The organism is Neobacillus mesonae (assembly GCF_023715155.1).
Classification (GTDB): Bacteria; Bacillota; Bacilli; order Bacillales; family Cytobacillaceae; genus Neobacillus; species Neobacillus mesonae_A.
Map to the genome: position 1 here is coordinate 52,735 of NZ_JAMBNQ010000008.1, position 17,931 is coordinate 70,665.

At 39.2% G+C, this 17,931-nt stretch carries 15 protein-coding genes and 1 riboswitch; of the genes, 14 read left to right on the forward strand and 1 reads right to left on the reverse strand.

Annotated elements, in window-relative coordinates:
* The first annotated feature begins 5 nt into the window (after nucleotides 1-5).
* From M3183_RS09605 to M3183_RS09660, 12 genes are all read left to right on the forward strand, one after another.
* Nucleotides 6-548, forward strand: a complete 543-nt coding sequence (locus tag M3183_RS09605; RefSeq protein WP_251468889.1) for a CvpA family protein — start codon at nucleotides 6-8, stop codon at nucleotides 546-548.
* Nucleotides 549-630: 82 nt separating this feature from the next.
* The gene (polX, locus tag M3183_RS09610; protein WP_251468890.1) at nucleotides 631-2,349 is read left to right on the forward strand and encodes a DNA polymerase/3'-5' exonuclease PolX; all 1,719 of its coding nucleotides are present in this window, start codon (nucleotides 631-633) and stop codon (nucleotides 2,347-2,349) included.
* A gap of 23 nt (nucleotides 2,350-2,372) precedes the next feature.
* On the forward strand, nucleotides 2,373-4,733 hold the full coding sequence (locus tag M3183_RS09615) for an endonuclease MutS2 (protein ID WP_251468891.1): 2,361 nt from the start codon (nucleotides 2,373-2,375) through the stop codon (nucleotides 4,731-4,733).
* Nucleotides 4,734-4,754: 21 nt separating this feature from the next.
* The gene (locus tag M3183_RS09620; protein WP_251468892.1) at nucleotides 4,755-5,162 is read left to right on the forward strand and encodes a DUF350 domain-containing protein; all 408 of its coding nucleotides are present in this window, start codon (nucleotides 4,755-4,757) and stop codon (nucleotides 5,160-5,162) included.
* A 260-nt stretch (nucleotides 5,163-5,422) separates the two neighbouring features.
* The gene (locus M3183_RS09625) at nucleotides 5,423-7,129 is read left to right on the forward strand and encodes an AMP-binding protein (RefSeq protein ID WP_251468893.1); all 1,707 of its coding nucleotides are present in this window, start codon (nucleotides 5,423-5,425) and stop codon (nucleotides 7,127-7,129) included.
* Between the two features lie 188 nt (nucleotides 7,130-7,317).
* The gene (locus M3183_RS09630) at nucleotides 7,318-7,902 is read left to right on the forward strand and encodes a TetR/AcrR family transcriptional regulator (RefSeq protein ID WP_251468894.1); all 585 of its coding nucleotides are present in this window, start codon (nucleotides 7,318-7,320) and stop codon (nucleotides 7,900-7,902) included.
* Nucleotides 7,903-7,943: 41 nt separating this feature from the next.
* On the forward strand, nucleotides 7,944-8,717 hold the full coding sequence (locus M3183_RS09635) for an enoyl-CoA hydratase (protein WP_251468895.1): 774 nt from the start codon (nucleotides 7,944-7,946) through the stop codon (nucleotides 8,715-8,717).
* Between the two features lie 107 nt (nucleotides 8,718-8,824).
* Nucleotides 8,825-9,598, forward strand: a complete 774-nt coding sequence (locus M3183_RS09640) for an electron transfer flavoprotein subunit beta/FixA family protein (RefSeq protein WP_251468896.1) — start codon at nucleotides 8,825-8,827, stop codon at nucleotides 9,596-9,598.
* Nucleotides 9,599-9,645: 47 nt separating this feature from the next.
* Nucleotides 9,646-10,623 (forward strand): electron transfer flavoprotein subunit alpha/FixB family protein, encoded by a 978-nt coding sequence (locus tag M3183_RS09645; protein ID WP_251468898.1) that lies wholly within the window; start codon nucleotides 9,646-9,648, stop codon nucleotides 10,621-10,623.
* A gap of 152 nt (nucleotides 10,624-10,775) precedes the next feature.
* The gene (gene trxA, locus M3183_RS09650) at nucleotides 10,776-11,090 is read left to right on the forward strand and encodes a thioredoxin (protein WP_251468900.1); all 315 of its coding nucleotides are present in this window, start codon (nucleotides 10,776-10,778) and stop codon (nucleotides 11,088-11,090) included.
* Nucleotides 11,091-11,270: 180 nt separating this feature from the next.
* On the forward strand, nucleotides 11,271-13,043 hold the full coding sequence (gene uvrC / locus M3183_RS09655; RefSeq protein WP_251468902.1) for an excinuclease ABC subunit UvrC: 1,773 nt from the start codon (nucleotides 11,271-11,273) through the stop codon (nucleotides 13,041-13,043).
* 69 nt (nucleotides 13,044-13,112) lie between these two features.
* A riboswitch (Lysine riboswitch) is annotated at nucleotides 13,113-13,290 on the forward strand.
* Nucleotides 13,291-13,405: 115 nt separating this feature from the next.
* Nucleotides 13,406-14,620, forward strand: a complete 1,215-nt coding sequence (locus M3183_RS09660; RefSeq protein ID WP_251468904.1) for an aspartate kinase — start codon at nucleotides 13,406-13,408, stop codon at nucleotides 14,618-14,620.
* A gap of 33 nt (nucleotides 14,621-14,653) precedes the next feature.
* On the opposite strand, the gene M3183_RS09665 is transcribed toward M3183_RS09660, so the two are convergent.
* Nucleotides 14,654-15,106 carry a YslB family protein gene (locus tag M3183_RS09665; RefSeq protein WP_251468907.1) on the reverse strand — a complete coding sequence of 151 codons (453 nt, stop codon included), beginning with the start codon at nucleotides 15,104-15,106 and terminating at the stop codon, nucleotides 14,654-14,656.
* Nucleotides 15,107-15,518: 412 nt separating this feature from the next.
* Here M3183_RS09665 and M3183_RS09670 point away from each other — a divergent pair, with 412 nt between their 5' ends.
* Both M3183_RS09670 and sdhA read left to right on the forward strand, forming a co-directional pair.
* Nucleotides 15,519-16,127, forward strand: coding sequence for a succinate dehydrogenase cytochrome b558 subunit (locus M3183_RS09670; RefSeq protein ID WP_251468909.1), 609 nt, complete (start codon nucleotides 15,519-15,521; stop codon nucleotides 16,125-16,127).
* A 48-nt stretch (nucleotides 16,128-16,175) separates the two neighbouring features.
* A complete protein-coding gene (gene sdhA / locus M3183_RS09675; RefSeq protein ID WP_251468911.1) occupies nucleotides 16,176-17,927 on the forward strand; it encodes a succinate dehydrogenase flavoprotein subunit in 1,752 nt (583 codons plus the stop codon).
* Nucleotides 17,928-17,931: the final 4 nt, after the last annotated feature.

Sequence of the window (17,931 nt, forward strand, 5' to 3'; positions counted from 1 at the left end):
AACATATGTTAGATTTAGCGATTATTATTTTACTTGTCCTCGGTTTCTTTATTGGACTGAAACGAGGCTTGATTTTGCAGCTAGTACATTTAACCAGTTTTATTATCGCATATGCGGCCGCCTATTTGTACTATGATCAGCTTGCACCAAAATTAACATTGTGGATTCCATATCCGAAATTTGGAGATGATTCAACATTAAAGATCATAACAGGATCAAGTGATATGGAAACAGCCTTTTACCGGGCGATTGCGTTTGTCATCATCTTTTTTGCTGTGAAAATTCTTTTGCAAATTATTGGATCAATGCTTGATTTTATTGCACTTCTGCCAATTCTGAAGCAATTAAATATTTGGGCCGGCGGAATTTTTGGCTTTTTAGAAATCTATTTACTTATTTTTATTGTATTATACATTGCCGCACTCATCCCAATTGATCATTTTCAAACCATATTGGATAATTCTTCTTTAGCAAAGATGATTGTAAATTATACACCAGTTCTATCGGAACAATTAAAAGGATGGTGGATTGATAGGACGGCTGCGTAAACTTCTCTACAGCAGAGAAGTTTTTCTATTATTAGGCTGTTAAGGGCAAAATAAAAACAATAGTTTAAGCAGGTGAAAGTTCATGAAAGTGAATAAAAAAGAATTAGTGCAACTGTTAGAGATGATTGCAATTTATATGGAATTAAAAGGGGAAAATCCTTTTAAGGTTTCAGCCTTTCGGAAGGCTGCTAACGCCTTGGAAACGGATGACCGCAGTTTATCGGAAATGGAGGATTTTACGGCCATTCCCGGTATTGGCAAAGGCACTGCTGCTGTTATTGAAGAATACATACAGGAAGGCACGTCAACCGTGTTAAAGGAACTAAAAGAAGAAGTTCCTGCCGGCCTTATCCCGCTGCTGCAGCTCCCGGGACTTGGCGGTAAGAAAATTGCCAAACTATATAAGCAGCTGGGGGTAACCGATGTAACCAGTCTAAAGGAAGCATGTAAAGCTGAGAAAGTTCAAGGACTTCAAGGGTTTGGCAAAAAGACAGAGGAAAAAATTTTAGCAGCCATTGCAAACGTTGGATCAAGACCTGAGCGGCTGCCGATTGCGTACATGCTGCCGATTGCTCAGCAGATAGAGGAGAGGCTGGCTGAAATAAAAGAAATTAATCGTTTTTCTCGTGCTGGAAGTTTAAGGCGGATGAGAGAAACCGTTAAAGATCTTGATTTTATTATTGCTGCACAAGAGCCCGAATCAGTGCGCAGGTCTTTATTGAACTGGCCGGGAATTAAAGAAATAATCGGGGCAGGTGACACCAAGGTTTCGTTAGTTTTTGCCCTTGATTATGATGTTTCTGTTGACTTTCGCTTAGTAAAGCCAGAGGAATTTATCACTACCCTGCACCATTTTACAGGTTCTAAGGACCATAATGTCCGGATGAGGCAGCTTGCGAAAGAACGTGGAGAAAAAATAAGCGAATATGGCGTAGAAAATAGTGAAACAGGGGAAGTCTTAACTTTTTCTTCAGAACAAGAGTTTTTCAAGCACTTTCATTTGCCGTTTATACCGCCTGAAGTCCGCGAAGATGGGAAAGAAGTCGATACATACTCAGCACATGAAGGTTTAATCGAGATTTCAGATATAAAAGGCGATCTTCACATGCATACGACATGGAGTGATGGGGCTCATTCCATTGAAGAGATGGTGGAAGCGTGCCGTGCAAGAGGATACCGCTATATGGCAATTACAGATCACTCCCAATATTTAAAAGTAGCGAACGGGCTTAGCACGGAGAGATTGCTTAAACAAAACAAGGAAATTAAGAACTTGAATGAAAAATATGATGATATCCTGATTTTATCAGGCATTGAAATGGATATATTACCAGACGGCACTTTAGATTATGAGGATGAGATACTAGCAGAAATGGATTTTGTGATTGCTTCCATTCACTCTGCTTTCTCCCAGTCGAAGGATAAAATTATGGAACGGTTAAAGACGGCACTTAAAAATCCGCATGTTGATTTAATTGCCCACCCGACAGGAAGGAAAATCGGCCGGCGTGACGGCTATGATGTGGATATTGATTTACTTATTGAATTGGCAAAGGAAACGAATACAGCGTTAGAATTGAATGCAAATCCCAACCGGCTGGATTTAAAAGCAGATTATTTACGGAAAGCGCAGGAGGCAGGAGTGAGAATATTTATTAATACCGATGCGCATCGGATGGAAACATTAAGCCATATGGAGATTGGTGTTTCAGCCGCCAAAAAAGGCTGGATTAAAAAATCATCTGTGCTCAACGCTTTAGAGCCGCATGATTTACTTAACTTTTTGCATAATCGACATTGACAATATAAAGGAGGATTATCCTCATGCAAGAAAGGGCTTTAAAAGTATTAGAATTCACCAAAGTAAAAGAGCAGCTGTTAGAGCATGCTGCCTCATCGCTCGGGAAGGAAAAAATAACGAATTTGATGCCTTCCACAGATTTCAATGAGGTTGTGAAGCTGCAGGCAGAAACGGATGAGGCGGCAACCGTTTATCGAATAAAAGGCAATGTCCCATTATCGGGAATTCATGATATAAGACCTCATATTAAACGTTCCGTCATTGGCGGTGTATTAAGCCCGCATGAGCTGATGCAAATTGCCAGCACCATTCATGCTAGCAGGCAGATCAAACGCTTTATTGAGGAGGTTAATGAAGAACGGACAGAAATTCCGATTTTAATGGAACAGGTCGGGCATATTATTCCTTTAACAAATCTTGAACAGGATATTAAACAGGCTATTGATGAAAGCGGTGAGGTTTTGGATGGGGCAAGTGAGCTGCTTCGTTCCTTAAGACACCAGCTTCGCGCAAATGAAGCACGGGTTCGGGAGAAATTAGAAAGTATGATTCGTTCCTCCAGCGCCGCAAAGATGCTGTCTGATGCGATTATTACCATTCGTAATGACCGGTTTGTCATTCCTGTAAAACAAGAATACCGCAGCCATTACGGCGGTATTATTCACGACCAAAGCTCTTCAGGGCAAACATTATTTATTGAACCGCAGGCAATTGTTCAATTAAACAATCAATTACAAGATATCCGTGTCAAAGAGCAGCTGGAAATCGAACGTATTCTGACTGAATTATCGGCAAAAACAGCAGAGTATGAGAGAGAACTGGAATTCATTGTGAAAATATTGGCTAATTTGGACTTTGTTTTTGCGAAGGCAAGATATGGGAAAAAAATAAAAGCTACGCTGCCTATCATGAATAACGAAGGCCGCATTGCTTTATATAAAGCTAGACATCCATTAATTTCAATGGATGAGGTAGTAGCTAATGATATAATGCTTGGCAATGACTATACAACCATAGTCATTACTGGTCCAAACACTGGAGGAAAAACGGTTACTTTAAAAACCCTTGGTCTATGTTCATTAATGGCTCAAGCAGGTCTCCAGGTGCCGGCGCAGGAAGGTTCCGAACTGGCGGTTTTTGATGCTGTTTATGCCGATATTGGCGATGAACAGTCCATTGAACAAAGCTTGAGTACGTTCTCTTCCCATATGGTGAATATTGTTGATATTTTAAATAAGGTTGATTCTAACAGCCTCGTCTTGTTTGATGAACTCGGGGCTGGCACTGATCCTCAGGAAGGGGCCGCACTGGCCATTTCGATTTTAGATGAAGTTCATCGTATTGGGGCGAAGGTAGTCGCTACTACACACTATCCGGAATTAAAGGCTTATGGCTATAATCGTGAAGGGGTATTAAATGCCAGTGTTGAATTTGATGTTGAGACATTAAGTCCGACCTATAAATTATTGCTTGGTGTTCCGGGCCGCAGTAATGCGTTTGAAATCTCCAAACGTTTGGGGCTGAATGATAGCATTATAAGTAATGCACGATCCCACATCAGTGAAGATACTAATCAAATCGATAAAATGATTGCTTCACTTGAGGAAAGCAGACGACAAGCCGAAATGGATCAGCAGGAAGCACAGGATTATTTAAAACAGGCAGAAAGACTTCACAGAGATTTACAAAAGCAAATAATGGAGTATTATGAAAAGAAAGATTCTATGATTGAAAAGGCTGCTATGAAAGCTGAAGAGATTGTGGATGAAGCGAAAAAAGAAGCCGAGCAGGTTATTCGCGATTTACGTAAAATGAGAACAGAAAAGCATGCTGAAGTAAAGGAGCATGAATTAATTGATGCCAAAAAACGCCTGGAAAAGGCTGCTCCGGAAGTCACTAAATCAGCTAAGCTGGCAAATAAGAAAAACAAGAAGCATAAATATATGCCTGGTGACGAGGTGAAGGTTTTAACCTTTGACCAGAAGGGCGTTCTTGTAGACAAAGTATCAGATGATGAATGGCAGGTTCAAATGGGAATCTTGAAAATGAAAGTGAAAGAAAAAGATATGGAATATATTGGAACATCATCTGTAAAGCAAGAAACAAGACCGCTTGCAATTGTGAAAGGAAACGACGCACATGTTAAAATGGAATTAGATTTACGTGGGGAAAGGTATGAGGATGCATTGTTAAAAGTAGAAAAATACATTGACGATGCCCTTTTGGCAAGTTATCCGCGTGTATCGATTATCCACGGAAAAGGAACAGGTGCCTTAAGGCAGGGAGTTCAGGAGTATCTTAAAAATCATCGTTCTGTAAAGAAAATTCGTTTTGGCGAGGCTGGTGAGGGCGGTACCGGCGTTACCATAGTGGAATTTAAATAATGTCCCGGGGAGATTTTAGCTATGGATCATTTTTGGGAAAATGAGTATATTCAAATTGCAGCTTATTACAGTGTCGTCATTCTGTGTATGATTGTATTTTTAGCTGTGTTTGAATTAGTCACAAAATATAAGAACTGGGAAGAAATAAAAAAAGGCAATGTAGCAGTAGCACTTGCAACAGGCGGGAAAATCTTTGGAGTTGCGAATATTTTCCGCTTTACTATTGAAGAACATACCTCACTTCTTTCCATGATTGGCTGGGGGATATACGGTTTTTTTCTATTACTTGCCGGATATTTTATCTTTGAATTTTTAACACCCAAATTTCTAATTGACGAAGAAATTCAGAAAGATAATCGAGCTGTCGGCCTGATTTCACTGATTATTTCAGTTGGTCTATCCTATGTAATTGGAGCAGGGATTTCTTAAAGGGAGAAGAAAAATGGAAAACTTGTCTAAAATATTATTTGGTCTATGCGGCTTATTTTTGTTGATTGGGATTATTTATCTTATATTTTTTGCATAAAATGGTAAAAAATCATCGTTGAATCCATGTATTTAACGGTGATTTTTTTATAGGCATGGATGATGGAAAAAACAAGAATATGAATTGTTAATAGTACATGACTGTTCTATAATGGGTTTAGTAGTTAGAATTTTTTAAAAATAGGAAAAAGGGAGGTTTTTGAATGACGGGGTCCAAACCATGGTTAGCCGTATACCCCAAAGAAATTCCGACCACTATTGATTACTCTTTAGACCCAGTCCAAACATACTTGGAAAATTCCGCTCGGGATTTCCCTGATCAAGCAGCGACTTATTTTATGGGCAAAGAAACAACCTTCAAGCAGCTGTATGAAGATGCCGTGAATTTAGCTGGCTACTTTCAAGGAAGAATTGGAATTTCGAAAGGCGACAGAGTCGCCATCATGCTCCCAAATACACCGCAGGCAGTTATCTGTTATTTTGCAGTACTTTTTGCGGGCGGCATTGTGGTTCCGACCAATCCATTGTATACAGAGCGTGAACTGGAATATCAGATGAAGGATTCTGGAGCTATTGCTATCATCACGCTTGACATCCTCTACCCGCGTGTTTCTAAGATCATGCCGCAAACTGATTTAAAGCACATCATTGTTACTGCAATCAAAGACTACCTGCCGTTTCCAAAGAATCTTATCTATCCCATCATCCAGAAAAGACAATATGGAATTGTTGTAAAAGTGAAACATGAGGGCAGCTCACATCTGCTTTCAGAGATATTAAAAATGGAGCCGTCTCCGTTAACGAAATATGAAAGTAACCCTGAAGAAGATATAGCACTGCTGCAGTATACAGGAGGCACGACTGGTTTTCCAAAGGGAGTCATGCTGACACATAAAAATTTAACAGCCAATACCACTATGAGTGAAAAGTGGATTTACAAATGTGAGAAAGGTCAAGGAACGGCTTTGGGGATTGTACCATTCTTTCATGTATACGGAATGACTGTATGCATGCTTTTATCGATAAAAATGGCCAATAAAATGGTACTATTACCGAAGTTTGATGCGCTTGAAACTTTAAAAATAATTCATAAACAGCGCCCAACCTTGTTCCCAGGGGCCCCAACCATTTATATTGGAATACTCAACCATCCTGACTTAAAAAAGTATGACTTGTCTTCTATTCAGGCATGTATCAGCGGCTCAGCGCCATTACCGGCGGAAGTACAGCAGAAGTTTGAAGAGGTAACCGGAGGAAAACTTGTCGAAGGGTACGGCTTATCAGAAGCGTCGCCTGTTACCCATTCAAATTTTCTTTGGGATGGTGAAAAAGTAAAAGGCAGTATTGGAGTTCCATATCCAGACACCGATGCAAAAATTGTTTCAGTTGATACAGGCGAGATCATGCCGATAGGAGAAATTGGTGAAATTGTTGTCAAAGGACCCCAAGTAATGAAGGGTTATTGGAACAAGCCTGATGAAACTCAAGAAGTTTTAAAAGATGGGTGGCTGCATACAGGTGATCTTGGGTATATGGATGAAAAAGGATATTTTTATATTGTAGACCGCAAGAAGGACATGATTATCGCTGGCGGTTATAATATTTATCCTAGAGAAATAGAAGAAGTTTTATATGAACATCCAGATGTACTTGAAGCAGTTGCGGCAGGAATTCCGGATCCGTACCGTGGAGAAACTGTCAAAGCATATATTGTTTTGAAAAAAGGAGCGGCGGTTACACCGGAAGAAATGAATGAATATGTGAGAAAATATATTGCAGCATATAAAGCACCAAGAATCTATGAATTTAGAGATGAGCTTCCGAAAACAGCCATCGGAAAAATTTTAAGACGGAAACTTGTCGAAGAAGAAAAGAAAAAAATAGACGATGAAAATAAAAAACATGCATGAAGCAACAAATTTTTTTTCGAAAGAAATGCTTGTCCTGTCTCTTTTATAGAAAAAGTATTTCAGTACTTCTTGACAGAACTGAATTTAAAAACTATTATAAAAATATGAATGATTATTCATTCATATTTTTTCTTTCAAATACAATATCTAACTTTATTTCATATAGATTCTTCAAAGGGGGGATAGCAGTGAAAAAATCCAAACCAAAATATATGCAAATTATTGATGCAGCAGTGATTGCGATTGCTGAAAACGGCTATCATCAGACGCAGGTTTCAAAAATCGCGAAACAGGCAGGGGTAGCCGATGGTACAATTTATCTTTATTTTAAAAATAAAGAAGATATCCTTATCTCTCTCTTTGAAGAAAAAATGGGAAGATTTATTGAAGAAATAGATAAAACGATAGCAGGAAAAAGGACAGCAATGGAGAAGTTATTAATGATGATTGAAGCTCATTTTGATTTGCTTTCAAATGATCATCATCTTGCCATCGTAACACAGCTGGAGTTACGTCAATCAAATAAGGATTTGCGATTAAAAATTAATGATGTCCTTAAAGGGTACTTAAAAGTAATTGAAAAAATACTTATTGAAGGCAAAGAAAATGGTGAGTTTTCAAGCACTCTTGATGCTCGTCTTGCCCGGCAGATGGTTTTCGGCACGATTGACGAAGCTGCCACCTCATGGGTAATGAACGAAGAAAAGTATGACCTAAAAGCTTTGGCAGCGCCAGTTCACCAGCTTTTAATTCATGGATTTGGCAGCCGCTAAGCAAAGAGACGTTACAACAGTAAGGGAGGGGATTATTTGTAATGGAATATTTAAAGTGGTCCAGTGAAGACCACATTGCCACAATTACGATTCAACGGCCTCCAGCAAATGCTCTTTCATCTGAGCTTTTAAAGGAATTATCTGCTGTTCTTGATGAAATGGAATCTAATAGTGAAATCAGGGTGCTTGTTATTCATGGGGAAGGACGCTTCTTCTCGGCTGGGGCAGATATTAAAGAATTTACTATGGTTGAGTCTTCAAAGGACTTTTCAAAACTTGGGAAAAATGGACAAGATTTATTTGACCGAATGGAGAAATTTCCGAAACCAATCATTGCCGCCATTCACGGGGCTGCACTTGGCGGTGGTTTAGAACTTGCAATGGCATGTCATATCCGTCTGGTCAGTGAAACAGCGAAACTGGGGCTGCCTGAGCTGCAGCTTGGGTTAATTCCAGGATTTGCTGGGACACAGCGCCTACCAAGGTATGTCGGAACAGCAAAGGCAGCAGAGATCATGTTTACCTCAGAACCCATTACCGGTTTAGAAGCTGTACAATACGGTCTGGCTAATCATGCCTATCCTGAAGCTGAAGTGCTGGGCGAGGCTGCTAAGCTGGCTAAGAAAATAGCAAAGAAGAGTCCGATTTCTCTTAATGCAGCAATTACTCTATTAAACTATGCAAAAAACGAAGATTTCTATAGGGGCATGGAAAAAGAAGCTGAATTATTTGGCCAAGTATTTGTATCAAATGATGCAAAAGAAGGAATTCAAGCCTTTATTGAAAAAAGGGAACCAAAGTTTAAAGGAGAATAAACTTACCGAATCATTCATTAGGTAAGTTTCCATAAATTTTTTTGAAATAAATTTTCTCAATCTTTCAAACTGAAAAAATGTTTGAATTTATTAGGAGGGGCTAAAGGATGAACATTTTTGTGTTAATGAAAAGGACCTTTGATACTGAGGAAAAGATTTCCGTTTCAGGTGGAAAAATTAATGAAGATGGTGCCGAATTCATTATCAATCCTTATGATGAATATGCGATTGAAGAAGCAATTCAAGTTCGTGATGCTAACGGTGGTGAAGTAACAGTTATCTCTGTAGGAAATGAGGAAGCAGAAAAACAATTACGCACCGCTCTTGCCATGGGGGCTGATAAAGCTGTCCTGATTAATACAGAAGACGATGTTGAAAATGGAGACCAATTTACTACTGCGAAAATACTTGCTGAATATTTAAACGATAAAGAGGCTGATCTCATTTTAGGCGGCAATGTAGCCATTGACGGCGGTTCTGGCCAAGTTGGCCCCCGCGTAGCTGAACTGCTTGGAATTCCTTATGTAACAACCATTACGAAGTTGGAAATTGACGGAAACCAAGTAACCGTAACCCGTGATGTTGAAGGCGATTCTGAAGTAATTGAAACAAGTCTTCCATTATTAGTGACAGCACAGCAAGGCTTGAACGAACCGCGTTACCCATCTCTTCCAGGAATTATGAAGGCCAAAAAGAAGCCTTTAGAAGAATTAGAATTAGATGATCTTGACCTTGAAGAAGAAGATGTTGAAGCAAAAACAAAGACAATTGAAATTTATCTGCCGCCTAAAAAAGAAGCAGGGAAAGTATTGTCGGGTGAATTGACAGATCAAGTAAAGGAACTTGTAAATCTTCTTCATACTGAAGCAAAAGTTGTGTAAACGTCCCATTGTTAGTTCATAAAATTTTTTGCAGGGGGTAAACTCATATGTCAAGAAAAGTATTGGTATTAGGAGAAGTACGTGATGGCTCCTTAAGAAATGTATCATTTGAAGCGGTTGCTGCTGCTAAAACTGCAGCAGAAGGCGGAGAAGTTGTTGGCATTTTAGTCGGCCAGGCTGTAAGCGTTTTAGGATCTGAGTTGATCCAATATGGCGCCGACCGGGTTGTTGTGGTAGAAGATGAGAAATTGGCGCAATATACATCTGATGGTTATTCCCAAGCATTGTTAGCTGTTATTGAGCAAGAAAAACCGGAAGGACTTGTTTTCGGTCATACAGCTCTTGGAAAAGATCTTTCACCTAAAATTGCTGCTAAACTTTCATCAGGTCTTATTTCCGATGCAACAGCTGTTGAAACAGCCGGCGGTAATGTCGTTTTTACAAGACCAATCTATTCCGGAAAAGCGTTCGAAAAGAAAATTGTAACGGAAGGATTAATTTTTGCAACAGTTCGTCCAAACAATATTGCTCCACTTGAAAAAGATGAAACAAAAAGCGGTGATGTCACTTCCCTTTCTGTTGAAATCAAAGACCTTCGAGCTATTATTAAAGAGGTAGTAAGAAAAGCATCTGAAGGTGTGGATTTAAGTGAAGCAAAAGTGGTAGTATCCGGCGGACGCGGTGTAAAAAGTGCAGATGGATTTAATCCGTTAAAGGAATTAGCAGATGTATTAGGCGGCGCTATTGGGGCATCCCGGGGTGCATGTGATGCTGAATACTGTGACTACTCTCTGCAAATCGGGCAAACAGGTAAAGTGGTTACACCTGATCTTTATATCGCCTGCGGTATTTCAGGTGCGATTCAACACCTTGCCGGTATGTCAAACTCTAAAGTTATCGTAGCCATCAATAAAGATCCGGAAGCAAACATCTTTAAAGTGGCAGACTACGGAATTGTGGGCGACCTATTCGAAGTTGTCCCAATGTTAACGGAAGAGTTTAAAAAACTTAAAGTTCATCAATAATAAATACAGGCGAGCGGTCCAGTGCCGTTCGCTTTTTGAATACCTGTCTTTAAACCAGGGGAGAATACTTACGAACCTAATTATTAGCGTGATGTTCCAAACAATGTTATACTGTCGGTAGTATTTTAAGACATATTTAGGAGGTTTATGAAATGGCTATTTCACACGTTACAGATCAAAACTTTACTGCTGAAACAGGCTCCGGTCTTGTCCTTGTAGATTTCTGGGCAACTTGGTGCGGACCTTGTAAAATGATTGCTCCAGTTTTAGAAGAACTTGATGCAGAGATGGGCGATAAAGTAAAAATTGCTAAGCTTGATGTAGATGAAAATCCACAGACAGCTTCTAATTTTGGTGTAATGAGCATCCCTACATTAATGCTTCTAAAAAATGGCGAAGTAGTTGACAAGGTTGTCGGCTTCCAGCCAAAAGAAGCCTTAGCTGGTTTTGTTCAAAAACATATTTAATAACCGAACTTTAATGGACCCTGGCTGGATCATACTTCCGGCCGGGGTTTTATTTTTGAAATGGGATTTAAAGAAAATTATTGAATGTTTATAATAATGCTTTTGAAAAACATGCCACTTTCTTTTAAAGGCAGTTTGATTTATATTGAGAATAGAGATTGACGGAGGAGAGTGGCTGGAATGAATGAAACGATTAAGCAAAAACTAACATTGCTGCCTGACCAGCCGGGCTGTTACTTAATGAAAGACCGTCAAGGGACAATCATTTATGTCGGTAAGGCAAAAGTTTTAAAAAACCGTGTTCGATCTTATTTTACCGGATCACATGACGGAAAAACGCAGCGGCTTGTTCAAGAGATAGAAGACTTTGAATATATTGTTACCTCCTCAAATATTGAAGCATTGCTTCTTGAACTTAATTTGATAAAAAAATATGATCCCAAATATAATGTCATGCTAAAGGATGATAAAACATATCCATTCATAAAGCTGACAGCAGAAAGACATCCGAAGCTTGTCATTACAAGAAAAGTAAAAAAGGATAAGGGGAAATACTTCGGGCCATACCCAAATGTTGGAGCAGCCAATGAAACGAAAAAACTGCTTGACCGGATTTACCCGTTAAGAAAATGTGCAACTTTGCCAGATAGGGTGTGTTTGTATTACCATCTCGGTCAATGTCTGGCGCCATGTGTTAACGAGGTCAGCGAAGCACAGTATAAAGAAATTACGGATGAAATTACCCGGTTTTTACATGGCGGTTATAAGGAAATAAAAAAAGAGCTGTCAGAAAGAATGACAGCAGCGGCAGAGGAACTAGACTTTGAACGGGCCAAAGAATATCGTGATAAAATTACTCATATTGAGACAATTATGGAGAAACAAAAAATCACGATGACAGATTTTACTAATCGTGATGTGTTTGGTTATGCAGTGGATAAAGGCTGGATGTGTGTACAAGTCTTTTTTGTACGCCAAGGAAAAATGATTGAACGGGATGTTTCCATGTTCCCAATCTACAATGAACCTGAAGAGGAAATTTTAACATTTCTTGGAACTTTCTATCAGCAGCCCAATCATTTTAAACCAAAAGAAATTTTAATCCAGGATGAGGTAGACTTAAGTATGGCTGAACAGCTGCTCGGAGTTAAAGTACTGCAGCCTAAAAGAGGCCAAAAAAAGGAACTAGTCAAAATGGCCATTAAAAATGCCAAATTTGCCCTGAATGAAAAATTCTCCTTAATTGAAAAAGATGAAGAAAGAACCATCAAGGCTGTTGAAAATTTAGGGGATCTTCTGGGGATTTACACCCCGCACCGGATTGAGTCCTTTGATAACTCCAATATTCAAGGAACAAACCCTGTATCGGCAATGGTGGTATTTATCGATGGGAAGGCAAATAAACGGGAATACCGAAAATATAAAATTAAAACCGTTCAGGGACCTGATGATTATGAATCAATGAGAGAAGTTACTAGAAGAAGATACTCGAGGGTTCTTAAAGAAAACTTGCCGCTCCCTGATTTAATTATCATTGACGGAGGTAAAGGACATGTAGAAGCTGTCAGGGATGTTTTAGAAAATGAACTAGGATTGGATGTACCGTTGGCAGGGCTGGTAAAAGACGAGAAACATAGAACATCACAGCTTTTGTATGGTAATCCGCTGGAAATTGTGCCTCTTCCACGGAACAGTCAAGAATTTTATCTGCTGCAGAGAATTCAGGATGAGGTTCACCGTTTTGCTATAACGTTTCACCGCCAAACCCGTGGTAAGACTGCTTTCCAATCTTTGCTGGATGATATTCCGGGTATTGGGGAGAAACGAAAAAAACATTTATTAAAGCATTTTGGCTCTGTGAAAAAAATGAAAGAAGCCAGTGTGGATGAATTTACGGATATTGGTATGCCGCATAATGTGGCCGAGGAACTGGTAAGGAAATTACAGTCATAAAGTGATTGTCAGGAATACTAGGCTATGCTATAATGATGAAAATCAAATACTATCACTTTTATAAGATAAAGTGAAGGTAGAGGTGCGAGCTTCAAGAGTAAAGGTTCGGAGAAAGATGAGATTCGTTGAAGAGCCTTGAAAGGGAATGATCGCCGAAGCGGGAAAGACTCATTACTTTCTTTGCTGGTCCTGTATTGAATAAATACCGGATTGTCAAGACTAACGGTCTTGGAGAGCTATCTTTCATTGTCCGCACAAGAACTTTTTCTTCGTGTATACCAAAGCAATGGGATAACCTCTCATTGCTTTTTTATTTGTGCAGGATAGTTCGGCTTTAATTAACTGAAAGCAGGGGGAAGAAAATGGGATTAATTGTCCAAAAATTCGGAGGCACTTCTGTAGGTAGTGTCGAGCGCATTTTAAATGTAGCAGAATGTGTAAAAGAGGAGACAGACAGAGGAAACCAGGTGGTGGTTGTTGTTTCCGCAATGGGAAAAACAACGGACCAGCTTGTCAATATGGCTAAAGAAATTTCATCACAGCCTAGTAAACGTGAGATGGATATGTTGCTTTCAACAGGTGAGCAAGTTACTATTTCACTGCTGTCGATGGCATTAAAGGAAAAAGATCTTGAGGCTGTTTCCTATACAGGCTGGCAGGCAGGAATCATTACTGAACCAATCCATGGAAATGCAAGGATTACGAAAATAAAAACAGAAGCCATTGAAGGGCAGCTACAGGCAGGCAAGGTAGTGGTTGTTGCTGGATTCCAGGGGATTACGGAAACCGGGGAAATTACAACACTAGGCCGCGGGGGATCAGATACAACAGCTGTAGCATTGGCAGCATCCCTGAATGCTGATAGATGTGATATTTATACAGATGTAACCGGAGTTTTCACGACAGACCCGAGATATATTAAAAGTGCTAGAAAATTATTGTCTGTTTCTTATGATGAAATGCTTGAACTGGCTAATCTCGGCGCAGGTGTACTGCATCCAAGAGCTGTGGAATTTGCAAAGAACTACCAAGTCCGCTTAGAGGTACGTTCCAGTATGGAAAAGGTAGAAGGTACAATTATTGAGGGGGAAGCAACGATGGAACAGAATTTAGTTGTCAGAGGAGTAGCATTTGAAGATAAAATTACCCGGGTAACGGTGTTGGGACTTACCAATTCAATCACAAGCTTATCCACCATTTTTTCAACATTAGCCAAAAATCAAATTAATGTAGATATTATTATTCAAAGTACAACTGAAACTGGAGCAGCCAACCTGTCATTTTCGATCCATACAGATGATTGGTTAGAAACTTTAAACGTTCTGGAGGATAACAAGTCTATTCTAGACTATGAACAGCTTGATGCGGAAAATAAATTAGCTAAAGTTTCCATTGTCGGTTCCGGGATGATTTCCAATCCAGGCGTCGCAGCGAAAATGTTCGAAGTTCTAGCAGAAAATAACATCGCTATCAAAATGGTCAGCACATCAGAAATCAAGGTATCAGCTGTTGTTGAGGAAAAATATATGTTAAAAGCAGTTGAAGCATTACATGAGGCATTTGGATTGGGAGATTAAAATAGAAATGTCAGGCAGTAATGCCTGACATTTCTAAATTGAATCCTTTTGGTCCCACTTGACGGTGAAAAGGACTTTGTTGGATTTTTTTAACGGGTGTTCAAATGTTTCAGTGATGACTTTTTTTTGCTGTTGAATTTGTTGAGCCAGAAAGCCTGCTTCCAATTGGAAAAATTGTTCTGCTTTTGTTTTAACCCGAGAGACAATTAGCGGACTTGTTAATTCAAATTCCATTTCATTTTTTTGTTCACTTTTCATTTCGAGGTATCCCCAGGAGGCTTTTTCAAAAAAGTCTACAATTTTATCGTAATTATTTAAAGGATACTTTCTTGCAAGCAATTTACCTGCCCAATATAAAATTTCCGGGGTATCTTTACCCAAAATTTCAGGTAAAAGAATTTCACGAATTAATTCATATCCAAAAATGGAAATGGATCTTGGTTCATCGTTACTTATTAATGGATTTGCAGCTGTGCTTTCGTTCACAAGTTTCCCCTCTTTCTACTATTCTATTATATACAAATTAGCTGAAGTTTCATTACAGTTTTTCAAAAAGGGTTTCGATTTAGGGGATAATTATTTTTCGATATTTCTGCTTCATTACCATGATAATTTATCATTCCCAAATTGAAGAAGATTTCATCCGTTAGATTTTGGAAATTGAACGGGATGTAACTTAATTTTCAAACCAGGTATTGTTCAACATCAAAACGGACTATTACAATACTAATATATTGAAAATATTTTATGATTGTGTATCCGTTTCCTTGACGCTATATGATGTTGGGAGTACAATGTACATGTCACATAATTGTCACAGTGGTGCTAAGTTTTTTGGGGTTAATTTTTGGGACAAACTTACGCCATGGTAAAAATTCAAAGGGGGTACGTTACATTAATGGCGGGTAGTCGCGAGTTTTTTAATCGAAGATTGCATTCATTGCTTGGGGTAGTACCTATTGGCTTATTTTTGCTGGTTCACCTCACAGTCAATCACCAAGCAACAGGAGGAGCAGAATCATTTAACCGGGCAGCAAATTTCATGGAAAGTTTGCCGTTTTTAAATGTCCTTGAAATTGTGTTAATTTTCTTACCATTATTATACCATGCAATTTATGGCCTATACATTGCTTTTACAGGCACTGCAAATACTGGTAGGTTTGGATTTTTTAGAAACTGGATGTATCTTCTTCAGAGGATTACAGGTGTATTGACTCTCATCTTTGTTGCATGGCATGTTTGGGAAACACGTATTGCAATGATATTTGGAACACCTTTAAATTACCAAATGATGGAGGATATTTTTTCTTCACCATTTATGATTGCTTTTTATGTTGTTGGAATTATTTCAGCCATTTTCCACTTTTCAAATGGTTTATGGTCATTTATGGTAAGCTGGGGTATTACTATTTCACCTCGCTCACAAGTCATTTCTACATATGTAACTATGATTATTTTTGTACTGTTATCTATCGTAGGATTACAAGCTATATTTGCATTTATCTAAAATGTTTTTCGGAAAAATATTGGATTGAGTATTGGAGTGAGTTACCAAATGAGTAAAGGCAAGGTGATCGTAGTCGGCGGTGGTTTGGCTGGCTTGATGTCAACTATAAAGATTGCAGAAAATGGCACACCCGTAGAATTATTTTCTCTTGTTCCAGTGAAACGTTCTCACTCTGTTTGTGCCCAAGGCGGTATTAATGGAGCAGTTAATACAAAAGGTGAAGGGGACTCTCCTTGGATCCATTTTGACGATACAGTTTATGGCGGAGATTTCTTAGCGAACCAGCCGCCAGTAAAAGCGATGTGTGAGGCAGCACCTGGAATTATTAGTTTATTTGACCGGATGGGAGTTATGTTTAACCGTACTCCAGAAGGTTTGCTTGATTTCCGCCGTTTTGGTGGAACACAGCACCATCGTACTGCGTTTGCAGGGGCTACAACTGGCCAGCAGTTATTATATGCATTGGACGAGCAGGTTCGCCGTCATGAAGTAGCAGGATTAGTAACTAAGTATGAAGGCTGGGAATTTTTAGGAGTAGTTACTGATGATGAAGGCATTTGCCGTGGTATTGTTGCCCAGAATTTAAAATCAATGGAAATTAAATCATTTGCTGCGGATGCAGTAATTATGGCTACCGGCGGCCCTGGAATTATCTTCGGAAAATCAACAAACTCTGTTATCAATACAGGTTCAGCGGCATCCATTGTTTACCAGCAAGGCGCTTACTATGCAAATGGTGAGATGATTCAAATTCACCCGACTGCTATTCCTGGGGATGACAAATTACGTCTTATGAGTGAATCAGCACGTGGTGAAGGCGGACGTGTTTGGACTTATAAAGACGGAAAGCCATGGTATTTCTTAGAAGAAAGATATCCTGCTTATGGAAATTTAGTACCTCGTGACATTGCAACACGTGAAATCTTTAATGTCTGTGTTGACATGAAACTTGGTATTAACGGGGAAAACATGGTTTATCTTGATTTGTCACATAAAGATCCACACGAACTGGATGTTAAATTGGGCGGAATTATTGAGATTTATGAGAAGTTTGCCGGTGAAGACCCACACAAAGTTCCAATGAAAATTTTCCCTGCTGTTCACTATTCTATGGGCGGACTATGGGTTGACTATGATCAAATGACAAGCATTCCTGGTTTATTCGCTGCTGGAGAATGTGATTATTCACAGCACGGAGCCAACCGTTTAGGAGCCAACTCCTTATTATCAGCTGTATATGGCGGTATGGTTGCAGGACCTAACGCTGTTAGATATATTGAAGGACTTGAAAAGAGTTCTGATGCTGTTTCTTCTACTGTTTACGATCGTTTCGTTAAGGAACAGGAAGAAAAATGGGATAATATTATGGCGATGGATGGTACAGAAAATGCATACGTTCTTCATAAAGAGCTTGGAGAATGGATGACAGCGAACGTTACCGTTGTCCGCTATAATGATAAGTTATTAAAAACTGATGAAAAGATTCAAGAGCTATTAGAGCGCTATAAGAAGATTAATATTAATGATACATCAAAATGGAGCAACCAAGGGGCTGCTTTTACTCGTCAATTACAAAACATGCTTCAATTGGCCCGCGTTATCACAATTGGTGCATACAATCGTAATGAGAGCCGTGGTGCTCACTATAAACCGGATTTCCCTAAACGTGATGATGCGAACTTCTTAAAAACAACAATGGCGAAATTTGTTGATTCCAGCACTGCTCCAGCTTTCCATTACGAAGATGTTGATATTTCATTGCTTGCGCCAAGAGAACGGGATTATACCAAAAAGCATTAATAGA